The organism is Aeromonas popoffii, from assembly GCF_037818705.1.
Taxonomy (GTDB): Bacteria; Pseudomonadota; Gammaproteobacteria; order Enterobacterales; family Aeromonadaceae; genus Aeromonas; species Aeromonas popoffii.
Genome location: NZ_CP149129.1, coordinates 3,409,655 through 3,432,001, shown reverse-complemented (window position 1 = coordinate 3,432,001; position 22,347 = coordinate 3,409,655). Strand labels below are relative to the sequence as shown.

17 protein-coding genes are annotated in these 22,347 nt (G+C 59.2%); 6 read left to right on the top strand and 11 right to left on the bottom strand.

Going from position 1 to position 22,347, the window contains the following annotated elements; genetic code table 11:
• Positions 1–53 precede the first annotated feature (53 nt).
• The 7 genes from frdD to mscM all read right to left on the bottom strand — a co-directional run bounded on the left by frdD (position 54) and on the right by mscM (position 9,892).
• Positions 54–410 (bottom strand): fumarate reductase subunit FrdD, encoded by a 357-nt coding sequence (gene frdD / locus WJM78_RS15595; protein WP_042034677.1) that lies wholly within the window; start codon positions 408–410, stop codon positions 54–56.
• Positions 411–420: 10 nt separating this feature from the next.
• Positions 421–819, bottom strand: a complete 399-nt coding sequence (locus tag WJM78_RS15590; RefSeq protein WP_042034676.1) for a fumarate reductase — start codon at positions 817–819, stop codon at positions 421–423.
• 16 nt (positions 820–835) lie between these two features.
• Positions 836–1,570 carry a succinate dehydrogenase/fumarate reductase iron-sulfur subunit gene (locus WJM78_RS15585; protein WP_339010350.1) on the bottom strand — a complete coding sequence of 245 codons (735 nt, stop codon included), beginning with the start codon at positions 1,568–1,570 and terminating at the stop codon, positions 836–838.
• A complete protein-coding gene (gene frdA / locus WJM78_RS15580) occupies positions 1,563–3,347 on the bottom strand; it encodes a fumarate reductase (quinol) flavoprotein subunit (protein WP_042020383.1) in 1,785 nt (594 codons plus the stop codon). Before frdA ends, WJM78_RS15585 begins: the two co-directional genes overlap by 8 nt.
• Positions 3,348–3,864: 517 nt before the next feature.
• Positions 3,865–5,742: a methyl-accepting chemotaxis protein gene (locus WJM78_RS15575; protein WP_287146937.1), complete on the bottom strand. Its 1,878-nt coding sequence runs from the start codon at positions 5,740–5,742 to the stop codon at positions 3,865–3,867.
• Positions 5,743–5,899: 157 nt separating this feature from the next.
• Complete coding sequence (locus WJM78_RS15570) at positions 5,900–6,586, bottom strand: glycerophosphodiester phosphodiesterase (protein WP_339010345.1); 687 nt, start codon at positions 6,584–6,586, stop codon at positions 5,900–5,902.
• Positions 6,587–6,610: 24 nt separating this feature from the next.
• Positions 6,611–9,892: a miniconductance mechanosensitive channel MscM gene (gene mscM / locus WJM78_RS15565; RefSeq protein WP_339010343.1), complete on the bottom strand. Its 3,282-nt coding sequence runs from the start codon at positions 9,890–9,892 to the stop codon at positions 6,611–6,613.
• A gap of 155 nt (positions 9,893–10,047) precedes the next feature.
• Here mscM and WJM78_RS15560 point away from each other — a divergent pair, with 155 nt between their 5' ends.
• On the top strand, positions 10,048–11,385 hold the full coding sequence (locus tag WJM78_RS15560) for an MATE family efflux transporter (RefSeq protein WP_339010339.1): 1,338 nt from the start codon (positions 10,048–10,050) through the stop codon (positions 11,383–11,385).
• Positions 11,386–11,484: 99 nt separating this feature from the next.
• Here the strand turns inward: WJM78_RS15560 and WJM78_RS15555 are convergent, their stop codons facing one another.
• Positions 11,485–12,309: a M23 family metallopeptidase gene (locus WJM78_RS15555; protein ID WP_339010337.1), complete on the bottom strand. Its 825-nt coding sequence runs from the start codon at positions 12,307–12,309 to the stop codon at positions 11,485–11,487.
• Positions 12,310–12,356: 47 nt separating this feature from the next.
• Positions 12,357–13,202: a hypothetical protein gene (locus tag WJM78_RS15550; RefSeq protein ID WP_108535755.1), complete on the bottom strand. Its 846-nt coding sequence runs from the start codon at positions 13,200–13,202 to the stop codon at positions 12,357–12,359.
• A gap of 177 nt (positions 13,203–13,379) precedes the next feature.
• Here WJM78_RS15550 and WJM78_RS15545 point away from each other — a divergent pair, with 177 nt between their 5' ends.
• Positions 13,380–14,156 carry a BPSS1780 family membrane protein gene (locus WJM78_RS15545; RefSeq protein WP_339010333.1) on the top strand — a complete coding sequence of 259 codons (777 nt, stop codon included), beginning with the start codon at positions 13,380–13,382 and terminating at the stop codon, positions 14,154–14,156.
• 67 nt (positions 14,157–14,223) lie between these two features.
• Here the strand turns inward: WJM78_RS15545 and WJM78_RS15540 are convergent, their stop codons facing one another.
• Positions 14,224–15,123: a LysR family transcriptional regulator gene (locus tag WJM78_RS15540; protein WP_212512982.1), complete on the bottom strand. Its 900-nt coding sequence runs from the start codon at positions 15,121–15,123 to the stop codon at positions 14,224–14,226.
• 127 nt (positions 15,124–15,250) lie between these two features.
• On the opposite strand from WJM78_RS15540, the gene WJM78_RS15535 reads away from it, so the two are divergent.
• From WJM78_RS15535 to oxyR, 4 genes are all read left to right on the top strand, one after another.
• A complete protein-coding gene (locus tag WJM78_RS15535) occupies positions 15,251–16,111 on the top strand; it encodes a Vmh family MBL fold metallo-hydrolase (protein WP_108535753.1) in 861 nt (286 codons plus the stop codon).
• An 81-nt stretch (positions 16,112–16,192) separates the two neighbouring features.
• The gene (locus WJM78_RS15530; protein WP_339010328.1) at positions 16,193–16,828 is read left to right on the top strand and encodes a DsbA family protein; all 636 of its coding nucleotides are present in this window, start codon (positions 16,193–16,195) and stop codon (positions 16,826–16,828) included.
• Between the two features lie 221 nt (positions 16,829–17,049).
• A complete protein-coding gene (locus WJM78_RS15525; protein ID WP_108535751.1) occupies positions 17,050–18,690 on the top strand; it encodes a methyl-accepting chemotaxis protein in 1,641 nt (546 codons plus the stop codon).
• Between the two features lie 161 nt (positions 18,691–18,851).
• Positions 18,852–19,748, top strand: a complete 897-nt coding sequence (gene oxyR / locus WJM78_RS15520) for a DNA-binding transcriptional regulator OxyR (protein WP_339010324.1) — start codon at positions 18,852–18,854, stop codon at positions 19,746–19,748.
• A 67-nt stretch (positions 19,749–19,815) separates the two neighbouring features.
• Here the strand turns inward: oxyR and WJM78_RS15515 are convergent, their stop codons facing one another.
• Positions 19,816–22,305: a penicillin-binding protein 1A gene (locus tag WJM78_RS15515; protein WP_287146018.1), complete on the bottom strand. Its 2,490-nt coding sequence runs from the start codon at positions 22,303–22,305 to the stop codon at positions 19,816–19,818.
• Positions 22,306–22,347 lie beyond the last annotated feature (42 nt).

Sequence of the window (22,347 nt, the reverse complement as noted above, 5' to 3'; positions counted from 1 at the left end):
CGTCATAAAAAAACCGGGCACTTGGCCCGGTTGGTCATTCAGTCAGGATGCGCTTACTGGAATACCAGCACCATCAGCAGACCGACGGTAATGGCAGACACCAGGAAAGCGAAGCCATAGAACACATAGTGGTGAAGCTTGGTGGTGTGGATCCCGAGATCGTGCAGGCCGTGGTAGATACGGTGCATGCCGTGCCAGATGGGCAGGGCTATGATCACCAGCAGGATGCAGGCACCCCACCAAGAGCTGGCGAACTCGAGTACACGTTCGTAGCTCATGGTCTCCACGTCCATGATGCCCATGGGCACCAGCAGACCTGTGATGAGGACAATCACCGGCAGCAGCATGGCAACCACCATGCCACCGGCACCAAACAGACCCCAGTAAATGGGTTCGTCAGAACGTCTCATTATTTTCTCCTCAAGCCACGATGATCAGGATCAGCAGGGATACCACTGCCAGCGCCACATACTGGGCGATAACGATAGGCTTCTCCGGCACCAGGTCTTCACCACGGAAGATGCGCATGGCCTTGGGCGCCAGGGCGAACCAGGTCTTGGCGTGGAACAGGCAGGCTGCCAGTGCGATCACGTGGAACAGGATGGCCACCGGGCTTTGCAGGGATTCCAGCCAGCCGTTAAATGCTTCCTGACCCTGGACCAGACGCAGCAGACCCCACATCAGCACGACGGCATAGATGGAGACGAAGATGCTGGTGCCTTCGCGGATCATGTAACCGGTGTAGAAGGCATTCTTCAGCCACCAGTCTTTCTTCATTTCGCGGACGTAAGGCTTACGTTTGCTATTGGTGTTGTTCATGGTCTCATTCCTGATCTCAATCTGGCTTGAACATGGCGATCATGTAGTCCTTGGCGCTCTCGACCTTGCCAAGCTGGATGGCTGCGGCCGGATCCACACCTTTCGGGCAGACTACCGAGCAGTAGCCAACGAAGGTACAACCCCAGACGCCTTCATCCTGGCTGATGATCTTCATCCGCTCTTTGGACGCGCTGTCGCGGTTGTCGGCGTTGTAGCGATAGGCCAACGCCAGTGCCGCCGGACCGGTGAACTTCTTGTTGATGCCATATTGCGGGCAGGCGGCGTAGCACAGACCACAGTTGATGCACTGGGAGAACTGGTGATACTGGGCCATTTCAGCAGGAGTCTGCTTGTATTCGCCATCACACAGGCTGCGCGGTTCGCTCGGGATGATGTAGGGCTTGATGCTCTCCAGCTTCTCGATGAAATCGGACATGTCGACCACCAGATCGCGCTCAATCGGGAAGTTGTTGAGCGGCTCGATAGTCATCTTGCCTGGCAGATAGTCGCGCAGGAACGCTTTGCAACCCAGCTTGGGTACACCGTTGACCATCATGCCGCAGGAGCCGCAGATCGCCATCCGGCAGGACCAGCGGAAGCTCAGGGTCGAGTCCAGGTGATCCTTGATGTATTGCAGGGCATCCAGCAGAGACATCTCTCTGAGGTACGGTACCTGGAAGGTTTGCATCCAGGGTTCATTGTCCTGCTCTGGGCGGTAGCGCAGGATTTCAATTTCAATCATCTCAGCCATTCTTCTTAGCCTCGTCTTGTTTCTCACCCTCGGAACCGTACACGCGCTTGGCCGGTTGGGATTTAGTGATCTTCACATCGGAATAATCGATGGTCGGGGCGCCTTCCGGTGCGTAGAAGGAGAGAGAGTGCTTGAGGAAATTCACGTCATCGCGCTCCTCATAACCGTCCAGACGCTGGTGGGAACCACGAGACTCTTTACGGTTGATGGCGGAGTGAGCCATGGCTTCGGCCACGTCCAGCATGTAGCCCAGTTCGATGGCGTACAGCAGATCCGTGTTGAAGACAGAGGACTTGTCGTTGATCTTGACCTTCTTGTAACGGGCTTTCAGCTCGTTGATCTTGTCGATGGTGCCCTGCATCAGCTCTTCGGTACGGTAGATACCGACACCGGCTTCCATGGACAGGCCCAATTCGTTGCGGATATCCGCCGGATTTTCGGTGCCGTCGATGTCCATCAGCGAGAGGTGCTGTTTGATCAGCGCTTCGGCTTTGGCGAGCAGTGCTTCGGTATTGCCGTGCTGCTGAGTCGCTGCGAACTCGGCAGCCTGTTCACCCGCCAGCTTGCCGAATACCACGATCTCGGACAGGGAGTTGGAACCCAGACGGTTGGCACCGTGCAGACCCACAGAAGCACACTCGCCTGCGGCGTAGAGGCCTGGCATGCGGGTTGCGCACTTGTTGTCAGTCTCGATACCACCCATGGTGTAGTGGGCAGTCGGACGTACCGGGATCGGCTCTTTGGCCGGATCCACACCCACGTAGGCTTTGGCCAGTTCGCAGATGAAAGGCAGACGCTCTTTCAGGTACTTCTCACCCAGGTGGCGCAGGTCAAGGTGAACCACATCGCCCATCGGGCCCTGGATCACGCGGCCTTTTTGCTGCTCTTGCCAGAATGCCTGAGAGAGACGGTCACGCGGACCCAGCTCCATGTGTTTGTTTTTTGACTGGCCAATCGGCGTTTCCGGGCCCAAGCCGTAGTCTTGCAGGTAACGGTAGCCATCTTTGTTCAGCAGAACACCACCCTCACCACGGCAACCTTCGGTCATCAGGATACCGGTACCAGGCAGGCCGGTCGGGTGATACTGGACGAACTCCATATCACGCAGCGGTACGCCGTGACGATAAGCCAGTGCCATGCCGTCACCGGTGACGATGCCACCGTTGGTGTTGTAGCGGTAAACACGACCCGCACCACCGGTAGCCATAATCACGGATTTGGCCTGGATGAAACGGGTAATGCCGTTCTGGATGTCAAAGGTCAGAACACCTTGTACACGGCCATCATCCACGATCAAATCGAGACAGAAATGCTCATCGAAGCGCTTGATGGTCGGGTATTTGATAGAGGTCTGGAACAGGGTATGCAGAATGTGGAAACCGGACTTGTCTGCTGCAAACCAGGTGCGGGGGATCTTCATTCCACCAAAAGGACGCACGTTGGCTTTGCCATCCGGCTTACGGCTCCAGGGGCAACCCCAGTGCTCAAGTTGGACCATCTCTTTGGTGGCGTTGTTGACGAAGTAGTCGACCACGTCTTGCTCGCACAACCAGTCACCACCGGAAACGGTGTCATTGAAATGGTTTTCGAGGGAGTCGTCATCGCGTACTACGCCTGCCGCACCGCCTTCCGCAGCCACTGTGTGGCTACGCATCGGATAGACTTTGGAAATCAGGGCGATTTCGAGTTCCGGATGGGCTTCTGCAATGGCGATAGCGGCACGCAGGCCAGTACCACCGGCACCGATGATAGCAACATCGGTCTTGATAATATCCACATCTGCCTCCTTAAGGGATAGATTTGCTGGGCACGATTTTGCGCTATAAAAAAAATTCAGGCTTGATGCAAGTCAAACTGGTTTGTTTTAGTGCTTGGCAATGGTGACTTTTATCAAAATCACCCCATTCCCTGGATGAAAACGCCGTAATTATCGCCATCCTTCAGTTATCGGTATCAGCCGCTGTTATTGCTATGGTTATTTTAAGCTCAGGATTATATGTAGTTTTCTTTCAAAAAAATGAGAAATGCCTCTCTTTTTAGGTATTACCCATAAAGTTTTTAAGTTTTTTATCAAAAATATTTAATAAGAATTATTCACTGATTGGCTAATGGCGCGAAATGGTTAGAAAAACTAATCATAAAGTTGGTGGTGATGCGTTGCTTTATGACGAGTTTCCGCATCGTATGGGAATTTCCATTTCCATAACCCTGATCGTTGATGTGGTAATAACTATTGAAATAAAAGCATTTTTTCATAAAAAAGGGGCCTGTGTGGCCCCTTTGCTTTGCGCTGATCAGATGCGGAACATGCCGACCTGATTGCTCAGTTCACCTGAAATATTTTTCAGTTGCTCAGACAGATGGCGAGAGCTGTCGGCGTCTACCGCCAGTTCGTCCGAGACATCCTTGACTGCCTGGATGTTGCGGCTGACCTCGTCGGTCACGGCGCGTTGCTCCTCGGCGGCACTGGAGATCTGGGTGGCCATGTCGGAGATCTGGTTGATGGAGGCGGTGATCTGCTCCAGCGCCTGAGTCGCATCGTTCGCATCTTCTACGCTGTTTTGGGCCAGCAGCTGGCCTTCGTGCATGGTGCTGACCGCGCCCTGGGTGTTGCGTTGCAGTGTCTCTATCATGCTGCGGATCTCGACGGTGGAGCTGTGGGTACGCTGTGACAGCACCCGCACCTCGTCGGCCACCACGGCAAAGCCACGGCCCTGTTCACCGGCCCGCGCCGCCTCGATGGCGGCGTTCAGCGCCAGCAGGTTGGTCTGCTCGGCTATGCCTTGAATGGTGGAGAGTATGGTGTTGATCTCCTGCGCGTTCTTCTCCAGTTCCTGAATGATGCCGGAAGCCTGTTTGACCTGGGTGGCGAGATCCGTGATGGAACGCTGGTTGCGGGCGATGACCTGCTTGCCATGATCACAGCTGCCGGCGGAGCTGCGGGCCGCATCTGCGGTCTGCTCTGCGTTGCTGGCCACTTCCACTGCGGTGGCGGACATCTCGTGCACTGCGGTGGCGATCTGGGAGATCTCGTTCTGTTGACGTGCCAGACCCTGGCTGGATTTCTCCGCCATGTTGTGGGAGGAGTTGGCCTGCTGGTTCAGCTGGCTGGAAGAGTTGGAGATATCTTGCACCATCACGTGGATGCGATCGATGAAGGTGTTGAGGTGCTTGGCTACAATCCCCACCTCATCTTCACGCTCGATCTTGACACGACGAGTCAGGTCACCGTTGCCGCGAGAGAGGTCGGCGATGGCCTCCCCCAGGGTTTTCAGCGGGGCCAGGGAGCTGTTGATGGCCACATAGGAGAAGCCGGCCACGATGAGAATGGTCAGCAGGCCTTGCAGCAGGGCGGAGGTGACCATGCGTGACACGGACTGATAAGCAACCGCCTCATCCACCACTATGCCGAAATACCAGTTGGTATTAGGGATCTCGGTCAGGTCGAACACGCTTGGCTTACCGCTGATCTCCATCTCGGAGATGGTGTTGTCATGGGCCAGCTCGTTGACCTTGGCGGCAGTCAGAAGAGGGGAGAGGGAGGTGGCCTGTTTGAGGGTCAGCCCCTTGTCCGGGTGAGCAATGATGGTGCCATTACTGTCCATCAGGAGGGCGTAGGTGCCCTCCGAGCTGATGGCCAGTACATCGCGTATCAGCGCATCGATGGAGACGTCACCGGCGATCACCCCCTGGGTATTGCCGCGGGTGAAGGGCTCGGCGATGGTGATGATGAGTTGACCCGTGGTGATGTCAGCATAGGGGGTTGTCACCACCATCTTGCCTGCCGCGATGGCATCCCTGTACCAGGGACGTTGACGGGGGTCATAGCCGGCCGGCAAATTGGTCGGCCTGCTCTGGATCATCTTGCCATCTTTCGTGCCCACATAGATGAGATTGAAATTGCCGGCGTTCATAGCCTGGGCCAGATGGCTGACAGGTTCATCTTCCTTGGTGAAGGCATCCTTGGTGGCGGTGACTATGCTCATCCGGGCGTCCAGCCAGCGGGAGATGCCTTTCACATTGGCAGCCGAGCTGTCGTTGATAAAACTCCAGATCAGTCGTTGGGTTTCGTTTCTCAGTTGGGTGGTGTTGTACCAGACCTGCAGGCCTGTGATGACCAGGATAATGACCCCGATGGCGAGGACAAGCTTGTTCTTGATGGATAAGTTCATATTTACATCCTTGTGAGCGTCAGTCTGCGATGTGTGGTTTTATTGTTATGAGCCAACTGTTATCGGCCAAAGTAGAACTTTTTGTATCCCGGTACGTGCGATAAATGTATAGCCTAAGTCAGCCTTTATCGGTCACCTGCTGAAATAAGGCGTCCGATCAGGCTGGCGGAAGGAAGCGATCTGGCCGGTTGGTAAATATCCCGTCCACCCCCATGGCGACCAGTGCAGCAAGATCGGCAGTATGATCGACCGTATAGACCAGTACCTTTAATCCCCGTCGATGGGCATCCATGACCAGTGCTGCGTCGACAAAGTCCACGTCGCAGTTGATCGACCAGGCTCCGAGCTCGGCAGCAAACTCGGCCAGGGTGAACGGAATCGTGGCGGTCAGTGCCCCAAGCCGGATCTCGGGTCGCAAGGCGGCAAAACGAGCCAGTTCCGGGTGGTGGAAGGAGGAGACGACCCAGTGCGCTGGCGTGAAGCCCAGCTGTGCCTCGGCGCGGCGGGTCAGCACGGCCACCTCGTCGGCTGTTTGCACCCCTTTCAGCTCGATATGCAGCTCGGCGCGACCGGCAATGGCTTCCATCACCTGCCACAGAGTAGGGATAGGCTCTCCTTCCCCTGCATCAAGGCCTGCCAGATAGGCACGGGATTGTGCCGTCAGCACGCCGCCGCCGTTCGTGCAACGCTCCAGTCGCCGGTCGTGAAATACCCACAGCTCGCCGTCAGCCTGCTGTACGTCTATCTCTATGGCCTGGGCTCCCAGAGCCAGTGCCAGCCGAATGGCCTTGAGGGTATTTTCCGGCGCCAGCCCGCTGGCTCCGCGATGGGCGATGATCTGCATGATATGGCTCCTGTTGCACCCTGCTCAGGCGCGGCTCAGTCGAATGTCGATCTGCTGGTGCGGCAGCCCCAGCCCCTGTTGTTGCAGCTTCTCCAGCACCAGCGAGTGCACCTCGTGAGTGATGGGCATGCGGTGATCCATGCTGTTCACATAGATCCGGATCTCGTAGATCAGCGCCGAGTCGGTAAATTCGATCAGAAATACCTCGGGGGAGGGGGTCTCCAGCACCAGGGTGGAGGCCCGGATCGACTCTTCCAGAATGGTCTGTATTCGCCTTGGCTCCTGGGTCAGGCCGATGCGGATGCGCAGCCGTACCCGGGTGATGGCATCGGACAGGGACCAGTTGATGAACTGCTCCGTGATGAACGCCTTGTTGGGGACGATGATCTCCTTGCGATCCCAATCCACTATGGTGGTGGCGCGGGTCTTGATCTTGGTCACTGTGCCGGTCAGCTCGCGGATGGTGACGGTATCGCCGAGCCGGATCGGTTTCTCGAACAGAATGATGAGACCAGAGACGAAGTTGGCGAAGATCTCCTGCAGGCCGAAACCGAGGCCAAGAGAGAGTGCCGCTACCATCCACTGCGCCTTGGACCAGTCGATGCCGAGGATGGAGAAGCCGCTCAGCGCCCCCACCACCAACACTATGTATTTGGTGACAGTGGTGATGGCAAAGCCGGTGCCGGGGGAGAGGCTCAGGTGCTGGAGCAGGGTCAGCTCCATCAGGCCCGGCAGATTGCGGGCCGTGACCACGGTCAGGATGAAGGTAAATGCGGTCAGCATCAGATCCTGCAAGGTGATGGCGGAAAGTTGTTCTATGCCGCCAATCTTGTTGGTGACCTGCCACACCTCGATGCTGCGCAGGAAGCTGAACGCCGAGTTGAGTTCGGACCACTGCACCACCACCAGCATGGTGAAGCCCAGCATCAGCAGGGTGCGCACCAGCCCCAGCGACTGGGCACTGATGGTCTCGAGATCCAGCTCGGTATCTTCCACCACGTCAGGGATCTCCGAGCTGAGATCGTCGTGGCCCTCTTCCCGGCCACGCTGGGCCACTATCTCTGCGCGCTTGATCTTGGCCCGTTCGAAAGCGAGACGGCGGCGCTGGATCAACATCCAGCGGTGCGCCAGATAGTAGATGAGCAGGCAGCCCAGCCCCATCAGCAGGCTCAGCTCCAGCTGGCGCAGCAGGATGCGCGAGGTGTAGAAATAGCCGAGCAGGGAGCCTATCACCGCCAGCAGCGGGGCCATCATCAGGCTGTTCCAGATGAAATGGTGCAGCAGGTGGGGCTTGCTCATGTCGGCTTGGCCCCAGGTTAGCGGTAGCCGCTCCCGGTTGAGACGGGCGAAGAACAGCAGCAGCCAGAGTGCGCCGAGGATGAAGGCCATCCGGCCGAGGGAGTCGTAGAAGGCGTGATCCTGATAGCTGTTGGCCATCCCCTGCACGAAGAAGCTTGGGATGATCACCAGCAGCAGGGTGCGAAACTGGCCCCACACCTTCTGTACTCGCTCTTTTTGCCAGCGAAAATGCAGGATCAGGATCCCCTTCTCAAGCGTCAGGTGACGTGCCATCAAGAGTGCCAGCAGCAGGAACCAGATCTCGCCGAGGCCGCGGGCCACCGCCACTGCGAACGGATATTGCCAGGCGTCGTCGAGCAGGCCGCGCACCATCAGCACCATAGCGGGCAGGGGCAGGGAGGCAAGCAGGGAGCGCATCAGCAGCCGGCTGGTCAGGCTGAACTTGTCCTGGGTCACCTTGCCGATGCGTGGCGCTATGTGCTGGCTGAATTGGGTCAGATGGCGGGCCAGCTTGAACCAGCACCATGCCAGCACCAGGATACCGATACCGGCGAAGGTGAGGGTGATGGGGTGGTTATCGGCAATGGCCTGGGGCAGTTGCAACCAGTTGACCGGGTTGAGGGCGAGGCCGAGGGCCGCCGGTACCCCGAGCAGCACGGCCGGGGTGAGCGGGCGCACATCCGGCATCCAGAACAGGTGGCTGGCGCTGAGATCGCGGATCTCGTCGATCTTGCTGTTCTGGCGGCTGTAGAGCAGCTTGAGTCGGGTCAGCTCCTGGATCAGGCTGTCGGAGGCGTCGTTGAGGCGGGTCAGTAACTGCCGCCTGGCCTTGAGCAGGTTGTCGAGCACGGCCTGCTGGGATCGGTCGAGGGCCATGTCACCGGTGGCCATCAGTTGCTCGCGCATCTGGCGCGGATCCTTGAGTGCGTCCTGCTCTGTCTCGTACTGGTACTTGGCCATGCGCGCGTTGACGATGGCGGATTCCAGCTTGTCGAGCGGGAAGTAGGCCGGCAGATCGGAGAGCTTGCTGCGCAGGTTCTCGCCGTAGGCATTGCTGATCTGCAGCCACTCCATCTGCTCGCGCACCGAGTTGGCCAGATCGTTCAGGGCCGAGAGGTTCTTGTCGATGGCCCTTTGATCGTCCTGTACCCGCTCTATCTGATCTTCCAGCGCGCCGAGCTGGATGGAGAGCGCCTGGTTCTGCTGTTGCTGTTCCAGCAGCAGCGGCATGTCGGAGGTGAGCTGCTTGCGCATCCGCTCGCTCTCCGCCAGCGCCTGCTCCGTTTTCTCGCGCCGCAGCTGGTTTTGCTGGTTGAGCAGGCTGGTCTGCCACTCGTCCTCGTCCGTGATGGCGAGGTTGAGATCCTGCAACTTCAGCTTGCCGAGATCGTTGCGTTGCTGGGCAGAGAGCTGCTCCAGCTCCAGCATCTGGATCCGGTCTGACAGGCTCTGCTCCTTGAGGTGGGTGACCAGCTGCTTGGCCTCCTGCTGGCGGTCCGATTCACTGCTGAAGCTGAGCCGATCGAGCAGGGTGCGAGTCTGCTGCAACTGTTTGCGCAGCTCGTCGACCCGCAGGTGATACTCCTGGCCCGTGCTCTCCAGCTGGTTGAGGCTGTCCATCACAGCCTGGCGCTCCTTGCGCAGGTTGAGCTGGCGGTTGCTGCTCAGGCCGATGGCCTGGCGCAGCGCCTCCTCCTTCAGGGAGGAGAGCTGCGGGCGGGGCAGGGGCTGATAGTTGTGCAGGCGCTCCTTGAGGCGGGCCGACTCCTTGGGGTAGTCGATGAGGATCTGCTGATAGGCCTTGCCCTGCTCGCGATAGCGCTGGGCTTCCCGGGCAAATTGCAGCGCCTGCTGATAACTTTCCCGCAGCTTCTGGTTTTCCGGGGTGTCTGTTTTGGGCACGCTCTGCAGCAGCTCCTCCACCTCGGTGATAGCGTCATTGGCCTGAGCGAATACGGGGAAGAGGCAGAGGGAGATCAGCAGCAGGGAGAGCAGGCGTTGCAACATGGCGCACGTTTCCGTTCATGAGAGGTCGCCCTAGCCTAAAGCAGGGGCTGAGGCGGGTAAAGTTTTCCATATTAATGATTTGTAACATAAATAACGGGCGATCCGGACCATGTTTGGCTATTATTTCGGCCGTTTTTCCCTCCTTCGAGTATCTCATGTCTGCAGTCGATCTGGGCACAGCCCCCCTTTCCCGCCTGCTTTGGCGCTACGTCACACCGACCGTGGCCGCCATGCTGGTCACCGGCATCTATGTCACCATAGATGGCATCTTTGTCGGCCATATTCTGGGCCAGAACGGGCTGGCTGGCATGATGCTGGCGTATCCCATCTGCGCCGTGCTCTATGCGGTGGGGGCGCTCATCGGTATGGGCTCCTCGTCCCTCGCCTCCTTCTACCTCGGCAAGGGGGAGCAGGCGAAGGCGCGTCACATAGTCGGCAATGCGCTGGTGATGGTGCTGATCGCTTCGGCCGTGCTCGCCTTCATCGGCATCCGTTATGGCGAGTCCATGCTGGCCTGGATGGGGGCCGAGGGGGAAATTTTCGATGCCGGCCTCGCTTATCTGCAGTGGTACGCCTGGCTCGGGGTGTTTGCCGTACTCTCCATGGCGTTCACTGCCCTGCTGCGCAATGACGGACGACCCGGTCTCGCCACCTGGATCCTGGTCGGCGGCGGCGTGCTCAACGTGCTGCTCGACTATCTGCTGATGGCTGTCCTCCCCTGGGGCCTCGCAGGAGCGGCCATCGCCACCATGCTCTCCCAGGCGGTGACCGGCGGCCTCTGTCTGTGGCACTTCTTCACTCCGCGCAGCCAGTTGCGTATTGGCTGGGATACGCTCATGCCGGATTGGCGACTTATGCGGGAGACACTGCGGCTCGGGGTATCGAGCTTTCTGATGTACCTCTACCTGTCGGTGGTGCTGGCGCTGCACAACAAGGCGCTGCTGGTGGTGGGCACCTCGCTGCACGTGGCCGCCTATGGCGTCATCAGCTACAGCGAGGCCTTCTTTTATCTCATCTTCGAGGGGATCGCCATGGGCATACAGCCCATCGCCAGCTTCAACGCCGGTGCGGGCAACTGGCAACGGGTACTGCGGGTGCGCAACCTGGCGCTGGGAGTCACCCTGCTGGTGGCGCTGTGCGGTATCATCCCGCTCTATCTCTGGCCGGAAGGGGTTGTCTATCTGTTTGTCGGCGACAACGCGGCCCTCTTGCCGGTGGCGAGCCTCGGCATCTGGCTCTACTTCTGGGGCCTGCCGATGGAAGGGCTATTGCTGGTAGGGGCCACCTACTTCCAGGCCATCAACCGGCCCCGCATCGCCTCCCTGCTCACCGGCGGCAAGCTGGTACTGATTGGCGGCTTCCTGTGGGGCTTCTCTTCCCTGTGGGGTGTGGCCGGGGTCTGGCTGGCGTTGCCGACTTGCAGCACTGTGCTGGTGCTGGTGATGTGGCGGGCCATGCGCAAGGAGGCCCGCCTGCACGCCGCCGCCACCTGATACACCGCCATCCCTCCATGAAAAAGGCAGCCCAGGCTGCCTTTTTCGTTTTATCCGGCCTGCTCATCACTGCAGATGGCCTGGATTGGCTATGTCGCGTCAGGGTTTGAAGGCCCCGATAAAGATGGCGGGATCGACGCGGGCATCGTTGAGACTGACGTTCCAGTGCATGTGGGGGCCAGTGGCGCGACCTGTGGCGCCAACCCGGCCGACGATGCCGCCACGGGGCAGGCTCTGTCCCAGGGTCACATCGATCTTCGACATGTGGCAGAACATGCTGATCAGCCCCTGGCCGTGGTCGACAAAGACGGTGTTGCCATTGAAAAAGTAGTTGCCGATCAGGATCACCTTGCCGGCGGCCGGGGCCTTGATCGGGGTACCGGAACCGACCGCGAAGTCGAGGCCTGAGTGGGGGTTGCGCTCTTCACCGTTGAAGAAACGGCGCAGGCCGAACGGGCTGGAGAGCGGGCCCTGTACCGGCTTGTCGAACAGCAAGTTGCTGGGCTGGGTAGGGCTGAAGGTTTGGTAGGCACGGGTTTGCTCCGCCAGTTCGCGGTTGATGCGCACCATATCCTCAGCCAGCGGATTGACCTGGCGGCCGTTCTTCAGCTTGATGTGCTGCTCGCGGTAGTGCTTGCTGCCGACTGTGAAACTGAGGGTGCGGCCATCATTCACCATCAGCGTATGAGCCCCCGGCTGGCTGTTGAGGGGAATGCCGACGATGGCGATCCAGCGGCGATCCTCTTCCCGCACCACCAGCACGGGCTTGTCCTGATAACGGGCGGCTGGGGCCTGCTCTGCATTGCCAAGCGGCACCACGGCAACGCCGCCCGGCACTGGATGGTTGAGCAGACGGTTGATAAATCCCTCGGCGAGGGCAGATTGGCTGGCCAGCAGCAACAAAATACAACAAACAACTCTCATGACGGTTCCACGCTATGGGCTGGGTCAAACAAACAAGGGTAAGGGCATCAGGAGGCTGGCTGGAAGCGCTGATAGATGGCCTCCATCTGGACCGATACCTCCTGGCGAACCAGCTCCAGCTCCAGCATCTCTTGCACGACTTTCAGTTGGCTCGGGTTGAGGAAGGCGCGGCTGCTCTCCAGCACACGCTGGGTATAGGCCTTCTGGTTCTCCAGATAGGTGCCGGCATCGCCACTCTCCTGCTGGGCCAGTTGCTGGTTGGCATCGCTCAGCAGACGCGTCAGGGATTGGCGCTGGGTCGGGGCCAGCAGCTCGCCGCGCTCCGCCAGTCGGCCCTGGATCTCCAGCAGGCGGTTGATGTCACCCGAGTAGAGCTCCTGTTCCAACCGGGTACGCGTGTCGTCACCCAGCAGGTTGCTGATGTTGCTCCAGATGCGTTGGCTCTCCTGCTCGTAGGCATCGGGGTGATCGAAGCCAAGGCGATAGAGTTCGCGCAACTGCTCCTGCACCTGACCGCGCACGTCCTCCACCACGTCCAGCCGATCGAAAACGGTAGTGAGCTGGCTGCCCTGCTCGGCATCGTAGAGCCGCTCTATCAGCACAGAGCCATCGCTGGACTGGCTCCACTGGCTGATGGCGGCCTCCAGCTCCGGATTGGGGGCCATGGCCTCCTGCGCGGGGGCGGATTCCCCCTGCGTGCCTTTGCCGGGTAGCTTGGCCATCAGGTTCTGACTGGCGCTCTGGCTGGCCGCTGTGTCGCACTGGGCCACTGCGGCGTTTTCAGCGGAGTCGGGTTGCGGGTGAGACGCTCTGGTGGCGGGTTGAGCCTGCCATTGCCAGAGGTTGAGCAGCAGGGAAGCAAGCAGGATCGGTGCCAGATGAAGTGTACGCATCTTGGATTCTCTTGAATAAGTAAATGCCCCTTGTGCGGGGGTCTCTTATGATAACCGTAACGCCTGATACAAGCAGCCTTGATGTGCGAAGCGCCAACCCATGATCGTCCGCCATTGAGTCAGCCGTCCCATGGCTCTAGAATCAGCAGCCAGCCCGTCATCATCTGAGGAAACGTTATGAATGGATTGTCCCCCCTGCGCGCCGAGCCGGCCCGTCACCCCATCGGGCGTGGCTGGGTCTGGGTGCGATCTGGCTTCGATGTCTTCAACAAGGGCATGGGCGTCAGTGTCGCCATGGTCCTGATCTGGTTCGCGGTCGGTCTGTTGCTGGAACGCCTGCCGGCGGGTGGCCTCATCTCTCAGTTGCTCTACATGGTGTGGGGCGCGGGCTGGATGGTGGTAGCCCAGCGCGGCTACGAGGGTAATCAGCTCAAGTTTGCCGACTTCTTCGCCGGGTTTCGCAACAAGCTGACTCCGCTGATGCTGGGTGGCCTGCTGGTGCTGGTTCTGTTTACCCTGATCGGACTCATCTGCCTGGCCTTGCTCTCCATGTGGGGGTTGACCCCCCTGCTGACCCAGGATCCCGCATCCATGGTGGCGAGCGTGGCGCAGGTGCAGGGGCTGCTGCTCTGCCTGTTGCTGGGGTTGGCACTGCTGATCCCCGTACTGATGGCCATCACCTTCGCACCGGCCCTCATCTATTTCCATGATGTCGGCATATTGCAGGCCGCCAGGCTCAGCTTCAAAGGCTGTCTGATCAACATGTGGCCCTTCTTCTGGTGGGGGCTGATCGGCGCCGGGCTGATGCTGTTGGGTGCCGCCCTGATGTTGATCGGCCTGCTGGTGGTGATACCGGCACTCAACTACTCCATCTATGTGGCGTATCGGGATATCTATCTGGATGTGTCGCAGGAGGTACACACCGAGGTGCCGCTCACCGGCTTCGAAGCCTGATCCGGATGCAAGTGACCGGGATGTCATGATTAAAAAGGGGCCTGCGGGCCCCTTGTGCATGGTGATGTTACTCCTGCCACATGGGATCGGCCGCCATGCGCACTACCAGGAAATCGAGAAAGCTGCGCAAGAGGGGGGACATCTGCTTGCGGGTGCCATAGACCCCGTAGACCCCGAGTCGCTTGGGTTGCCACGCGTCGAGCAGCGGTACCAGGGCGCCACTCTCCAGGTGGGATTGCACCGAGTAGCGGGGCTGCATACTTATGCCGGCACCACCCAGGGTCGCCTCCAGCAGCAGGTTGGAAATGTTGGCACTGAGATTGCCGCTGACCGGCACGGATTCAGGCCCGGCGGGCCCCTGAAACTCCCACAGGCTCTTGCCGAAATAGGTGTAGGTGAGGCAGTTGTGCAGGGCGAGATCCTGCACCTTGTGCGGGGTCGGGTGTCTGGCCAGATAGGCCGGGCTGGCACAGACCACGGAGTGGCAGGTGCCGAGCCGGCGGGCCACCAGGTTTGGATCCAGATCATTGGTGATGCGAATGGCCAGATCGATCCGCTCCTCCACCAGGTTGACGGTGCGGTCCAGCAGCAGGATATCGATAGCGGTACCGGCATACTGGGCCAGATAGTCGTTGGCGGCCCCCACCAGCAGGGCCTCGGAGAGAGAGTAACTGCTGGTGATGCGCAGTTGCCCCTTGGGCGCCTCATCGCCGCGAATGGCGATCTGCTCCATCTCTTCCCCCAATGCCAGCATGGCCCTGGCGCGGTTCAATGCCTCTTCCCCCGGGCCGGTCAGACTCAGGCGTCGCGTGGTGCGATGCAGCAGACGGGCTCCCATCCACTGCTCCAGTTCTGCGAGGTAGCGCGTCACCATGGCGCGTGACATCTCCAGCTTCTCCCCGGCGCCGCTCAGGCTACCTTGCTCGACTACGCTGACAAAGACCCGTAATGCGGTCAGTCGATCCATATGCAGGCCCTCTATATGCTCGATTAATGCAACAGTGATGCGCTTATTATGCTGTATTTGTACCGTTAATGATCCAATAAACTGTGTCCATCTGATGAACCCCTGATGACTTGATGAGGAATACCCGATGAACAACACCCTGATCCGCAACCTGACCCTGGCCACTACCCTGCTGAGTGGTGCCGCCATGGCCGCCCCCCTGAGCGTGACTGTCTACAACCCGGGCGAGAAGGCCATCTTCCCCGTCTCCTCTTCCCTGGTGGCCGGTGACAAAGAGGCCATTCTGATCGATGCCCAGTTTGATGTGAAAAATGGCCAGGCGTTGGTCGATATGATCAAGCAAAGTGGCAAGCAGCTGACCACCGTCTATATCAGCGCGGGTGATCCTGACTTCTACTTCGGTCTGGAGCCCATCATGGCGGCGTTTCCGCATGTCAAAGTGCTGGCTGACCAGCATGTGGTCGACCACATCAACAAGACCAAGGATGACAAGCTGACCTATTGGGGACCTATCCTGGGCGCAGGCTCACCCAAGACCCTGATAGTACCGGAAGTGATGACTGCCTCTTATCTGACCCTCGAAGGCGAGAAGATCGAGATCAAGGAGATGAACACGCCGACTGCTTACCTGTGGGCGCCGTCCATCAAGACAGCATTGGGCGGTGTGCCGGTTTATCACGGCGTCCACGTCTGGATGGCTGATAGCCAGACCAAGGAAGCCCGCGCTCATTGGGTGAAGACCCTCAACGAATTGCTGGCCATGAAACCCGATCGTGTCGTACCTGGCCACTTCCTGGGTGCTGAGCCCAAGGGCACTGAAGCCGTGACCTTTACCCGTGACTATGTCCAGCGCTTCGAGCAGGAGCTGGCCAAGTCCAAAAACTCTGGTGAGCTGATTGAAGGCTTGAAGAAAGCCTTCCCGTCCTTGCCGGTCGACGATGGTCTGGCCATCGGAGCCAAGGTCAACACCGGCGAAATGAAGTGGTAATTGCCTGACGCCTGCTTCCCTGTGTTTTTTACCGGGCCCTTGGGCCCGGTTTTTTTAGCCAAACAATCGAGAATGAATCACATGAACGAGACAAGCCTGCATTACGTCTATGACCCCCTCTGTGGCTGGTGCTATGGCGCAGCCCCCTTGCTGCAAGCGGCGGCCGGGATTTCTGGTCTTCACATCGAATTGCATGCTGGCGGCCTCTGGCTAGGCGAGCGTCGTCAGCCCATGGGTCAGGCCCTGCGTGACTATGTCCGCCCTCATGATGAGCGGATCCAGGCTCTGACTGGCCAGCCCTTCGGCGAGCACTATTTCAACGAGTTGCTGCTGCGCGATGGCTTGCTGCTCGACTCGGAGCAACCCATCCGCGCCATCCTGGCTATGCCGGCGTTGGGCGGCAAGGGCTTGACCCTGCTGCATCGTATCCAGCAGTCCCACTATCGTGATGGCATCTGGATCGGTTCCCTCGAACACCTGAGCAGCCTGGCGGCAGAGCAGGGTATTGATGCCGCGGTATTTGCAGATGCTTATCAGAACGTGGATCTGGCTGGTCATCTGGCAGACAGCCAGCGCTGGATGCGTCGCCTCGGTGGGCAGGGCTACCCCACGCTGGGTCTGGTACAAGGGGACAAGGTGACGCCGCTGTCCGCCTCTTCCTTCCTGGGGGAGCCGGCGGCCTTTGCCCGTCAGATCCAGGCCGTGATGGGAGGCTGAATCCGTGTCCCGTCTAGTGGCGAACGGGATGAAAGGTGAACCCTGGCTGAGGGGCGACGTTTCCTCCCCTCTTGCTCCTCATGTTATCTGCTGGCGTGACGATATATTGACTAGCGGAGAGTTTATAAATCATCCGCTTGCGATCATAACGCTACGTTCTACGGGGATAGCTCGGGAGTTCGGCTCCACGGGTTTGCGTCTAGCCGACAAGGATATCAATCATGTTCAAAAATATGTCTATAGCTCAGAAGTTGAGTGCCGGCTTTGCCGTATTGGCACTGCTAGTGGTCGGGCTTGCCTGGTTTTCCATCACTCAGTTGTCCCGCCTCTACGCAGATACTGCCACCATCTCAGAGAATTTGTTGCCATCGACCCGTTATGCCAGCCAGATGCATGTGGCCATTCTTGATGCCCGTCGCTCTGAGTTGGCAATAGTGATTGGTGGTTTGAATAATGACATGCAGGAAGTGAGTGAGCGCACGGCCACCTTTAACCAGGCGAAGCAAGAGTTTGACTCGGCTGCACAACATTATGGCGCGCTGCCGTTTGCATCAGATGAAGATAAACAAAACTATGAACAGCTGATTGCTGCCGGTGCCAAGTATTTTTCTATGCATAAGGAGCTGATGGCGGCCTTTGCCAGTGGGGACCTCGAGCGGGTCAAGGGGTTGCGTAAAAACGAGACCCGTGTTGCCCTGGAGGAGGTGGGCTCCAAATCCTATCGTATGCGCGAGATCAACAACGAGGTTGCCAGTGGCATGGTCAAATCGGTCGCCGAGCTTTACAGCAACTCGCGCAACATGAGCATCCTGGTAGGGGTGGTGACGCTGGCGTTTGTCATCATCGTGGCCTGGTTGCTGACCGGCCAGATCCGCAATCCCGTCATGGCCCTGCTGGAGCAGACTCGCAAGGTATCGGCGGGTGATCTGGCGGCTCACCTCGACTTGAAACAGTTCAACAACGACGAGCTGGGCCAGCTGGCCAAGGGCTTTGGCGAGATGCAGGGCAGTCTGCGCAACCTGGTCAGCGAGGTGTCCGGTTCCGTGGTGCAGCTCAGTTCGGCGGCCGAACAGATCAGCGCCGTGGCCCGTCAATCCGCCACCAACATGAACAATCAGCAGCATGAGCTGAATCAGCTGGCCACCGCCATGAACGAGATGCAGGCCACCGTGCAGGAGGTGTCTCGCAATACCAGTGATGCCGCCGGTGCCGCGACCCAGGCCAGCAGCACGGCCGAGCTGGGAGCTCGCACCGTCAATGACTCCATCAAGCGCATTGAGCAGGTAGCCGGCGCTATTGAGAGCACGGCTGTGGTTATCCGTCAGCTCGGTGATGACAGCCGCAACATCGGTATGGTACTGGAGGTCATCCGCGGTATCGCCGAACAGACCAACCTGCTGGCATTGAACGCCGCCATCGAGGCTGCCCGGGCTGGTGAACAGGGCCGTGGTTTCGCCGTGGTGGCCGATGAGGTACGTACCCTGGCGAAGCGGACTCAGGATTCCACTTCCCAGATCAACACCATCATTGCCGAGCTGCAGCAGCGGGCCGAGCAGGCTGGCACCACAATGCAGCAGAGCCAGGAGATGATGAACTCCACCGTGAGCACGGCGCGGGAGGCGGGAGCGTCCATTTCCGAGATCAGCGGCTCTGTGGAGAGCATCTCCCACATGAATATCCAGATCGCGACCGCGACCGAAGAGCAGGGTGCGGTGAGCGAAGAGCTCAACCGCAACGTGGTCAACATCAGCCATGCCTCGGAAGAGGTGGCGGCGGGGGCAACCCAGATGGCACAGGCCTGCAACGAGCTCAACCATCTGGCGACTCAGTTGCAGGAGATGGTACGTCGCTTCCGGGTGTAATGATGGTTTGATACTCGCCGCTTGAGCGGGCCCGGATCCTGGATCCGGGCCCGCTTTGTTTTTCCATCCAGCCCTCTTTTTCCATTCAGTCGCCATATCTTGTCCCTGCTCTCTTTCTTGGGCATGCTAATGGCCCAATTGGTTGGCAGGATTCTGGATGTATGAACCTTCGCGATCTCGAGTATTTGGTTGCCTTGGAAGAGGAGAAGCATTTTCGCAAGGCAGCGGAGCGTTGCTTCGTCAGCCAACCCACCCTGAGCGGCCAGCTGCGCAAGCTGGAAGATGAACTGGGGGTGATCCTGATTGAGCGCACCTCGCGCAAGGTGCTGTTTACCCCGGCCGGTGACGCCATGGCCCATCAGGCCCGCAAGGTGCTAAAAGAGGTGCGGGAGCTCAAGAGCATAGGCCAGCACTTTGCCGAGCCCATGTCAGGTGAGATCCATATCGGTTTCATTCCCACAGTCGGTCCCTATCTGCTGCCCCACATCATCCAGGATCTGCGCGAGCATTTTCCCAAGCTGGAGTTCTATCTCTATGAGGAGCAGACCCAGGTGCTGCTTAAGCGGTTGGAAGAAGGGGCGCTGGATTGCCTCATCCTCGCCGAACTTGAGGGCATGGAAGGGTTTAGCGCTATTCCTCTCTATCAGGAGCCCATGTGGCTGGCGGTACCGCAACATCACCCGGAAGCCAGGGCCAAGTCGGTGCCGCTCAGTAACCTCAAGGGCAAGAAGCTGCTGATGCTGGCCGATGGCCACTGTCTGAGGGATCAGGCGATGGGGTTCTGCTTTGCCGCCGGTATCGGTGAGGATCAGCGTTTCAAGGGCACCAGCCTGGAGACGCTGCGCAACATGGTCGCCGCGGGCAGCGGCATGACGCTGGTGCCCAAATTGGCTGTGCCTGCCAATGTGGAGGAAGGCGGCGTCAGCTATCGCCCCGTGATCAACCCCGTGCCGGGTCGTGCCATCTCGTTGCTTTATCGCCACTATTCGGTACGCAGGCCCTGCTTCAACGAGCTGGCTGCCCGCATCTCCAGCCTGATGAAGAGCCAGCTCGGCTAGCGGCAACGCAGCCGTGGCCATAAAAAAACCGGCGCCTGGCGCCGGTTTTTTTATCTTGAGCTTTCGCTTAGAAGATATCGTCGGTAGAGACGGGCCCGTCAGTGGGCGAGCCGTCGCCGCCATAGACTTGATTGCCGTCCGAGCTGTGGGTCGCATAGCGGGTCGGCTCAGTTCCTTCCTTGAAGAACTCCTCCTTGCTGCTGTCATCGGTGCGGTTGGTCAACAGACCTGTTTCGCGATCGATCCGTACCCTGATGATCCCCTCGGGAACCGGCATCTTGCGTTCGGGCACCTGTTTGAGCGCCGTCTTCATGAAGTCGATCCAGATAGGTTGGGCTGCGCCACCGCCGAATTCGCCCCGGCCAAGACCACGCTGGTGGTTGTCAAAACCGATCCAGGAAGTGGCGACCAAGTTCGGTGTGTAACCGGAGAACCAGGCGTCGCGGGATTCGTTGGTTGTCCCCGTCTTGCCGGAGATGTCGTGACGCTTGAGGTCACGAGCCGCCCGCCAACCAGTTCCGCGCCAGCCGTTGCCACCCCAGATGGCGCTGGTCAGGGTATCCGTGATCAGGAAAGTGCTCTGGGCACTGACGGTCTGTGGTGCCAGGTTATTGGGCACAACAGGATCGATCGGGCACTGGGCCTTCCAGTCGCCGCTGGTATTGGCATAGGCATCGGCACTGTCGAGACCGGCCGCGGCCAGCACGCCGCAATCACGACAGGCGGCGGCAGGGTTGGCCTGGAACAGGGGTTGTCCGAGGCTGTCGATCACGTCTGTGATGAAATAGGGGGTGACCTGGAAGCCACCGTTGGCCATGACGGAATAACCGCGCACCACTTCCAGCGGGGTGAATTCGGCGGCACCCAGCGCCAGGGATTCATTGCGGGAGATGGTATCGCGCGCGAACCCGAAGCGGGTCAGGCCGTCGATATAGGTGTCCAGACCGATGGCGCGCATCAGCCGCACTGACATCACGTTCTTGGACTTGGCAAGACCGAGGCGCAGCGAGGTGGGGCCTTCGTAGATAGCCGGGGAGTTCTTGGGCTGCCACATGGGGCCCTTGGAGGGATCCCACTGGTTGATCGGCGCATCATTGATGAGGGAGGCCAGGGTATAGCCCTGTTCCAGCGCGGTGGCATAGAGGAAGGGCTTGATGTTGGAACCTATCTGACGGCGTGCCTGATCGACCCGGTTGAACTTGGAGAGCTCAAAGCTGAAGCCGCCAACCAGCCCCTCGATGGCGCCATCCTGCGGGTCCATGGCCACCAAGGCGGCGTTGACTTCGGGGATCTGGGAGAGCAGCAGCTCTTCACCCTTTTCCCGTACCCAGATTTGGGCGCCGACTTTCAGCATATCGTGGGCGGAGCGGGGGGCGAAGCCCTGGCGATCATCGGTGATGAAGGCGCGAGCCCATTTGATGCCGTTCCAGCCGAGTTCTGCCTGTTTGCCATTTTTCAGCACCAGAGTTGCACTCTTGTCACCCACTTGGGTGACCACAGCGGCCATCAGGGGCTGGTAAGTGGGCTGCTTGGCCAGGTGCGCCATGATCTGGTCGTAATCCCAGTCGGCTTCTCCCGCTTTCCAGAGCTGGGCTGTCGTGCCACGGTAGCCATGACGGGTATCGTAGTCGAACACCCCATCCAGCAGGGCCTGGCGGGCGGCCCGCTGACGCTTGGCAGTGACAGTGGTGTAGACGTGAAGGCCCATGGTGTAGGCATCTTCACCGAACTGCTCCACCATCTTTTGGCGCACCATCTCCCCCAGATAAGGGGCATTGAGGGTTATCTCGGCGCCGTGAAAACGGGCCTTGATCGGCATCTTGGAGGCCTCGTCATATTGGGCCCTGGTGATCTTGCCGGTTTCCAGCATGCGACCCAGCACCACGTTGCGACGGGCGAAGGCGCGCTCCGGTGAGCGGATCGGGTTCAACATAGACGGTGCCTTTGGCAGGCCGGCTATGATGGCGATCTCGTCCAGAGTCAGGTCTTTGACCTCTTTGCCGAAGTAGACCTGAGCGGCTGCGCCTACCCCAAACGCGCGATAACCGAGCGGTATCTTGTTGAGGTAGAGCTGCAGTATCTCGTCCTTGGAAAGATTCTGCTCGATACGCCAGGCCAGGAATACCTCCTTGATCTTGCGTACTATGGTCTTCTCATTGCTCAGGAAGAAGTTACGGGCGACCTGCTGGGTGATGGTACTGGCGCCCTGACGGGCATGGCCGGAGACGGCCCAGACAGTAGCCGCTCGAATGATACCGATCGGATCTATGCCCGGGTGCTCATAGAAGCGGGCATCCTCGGTCGCGAGCACTGCGTCTATCATGGACTGGGGTATTTCATCCAAATGCAGCGGGATACGACGAATTTCGCCAAATTGGGAGATCAATTCCCCGTCCCGGCTGTACACCTTCATCGGGGTGGCCAGCTTGACGTCGCGCAGCGCGGTCACATCGGGCAACTGGGGCTTGATGTAGAAGTAGATACCGATGAGGCTGGCAACACCCAGCACAGCACCCAGCATCATGACAATAAACAGGCGTACGAGCCATTTCAGCATGGAAGAACTACCAATCGTCTTAAAATTAGCCAACGGGCGCAG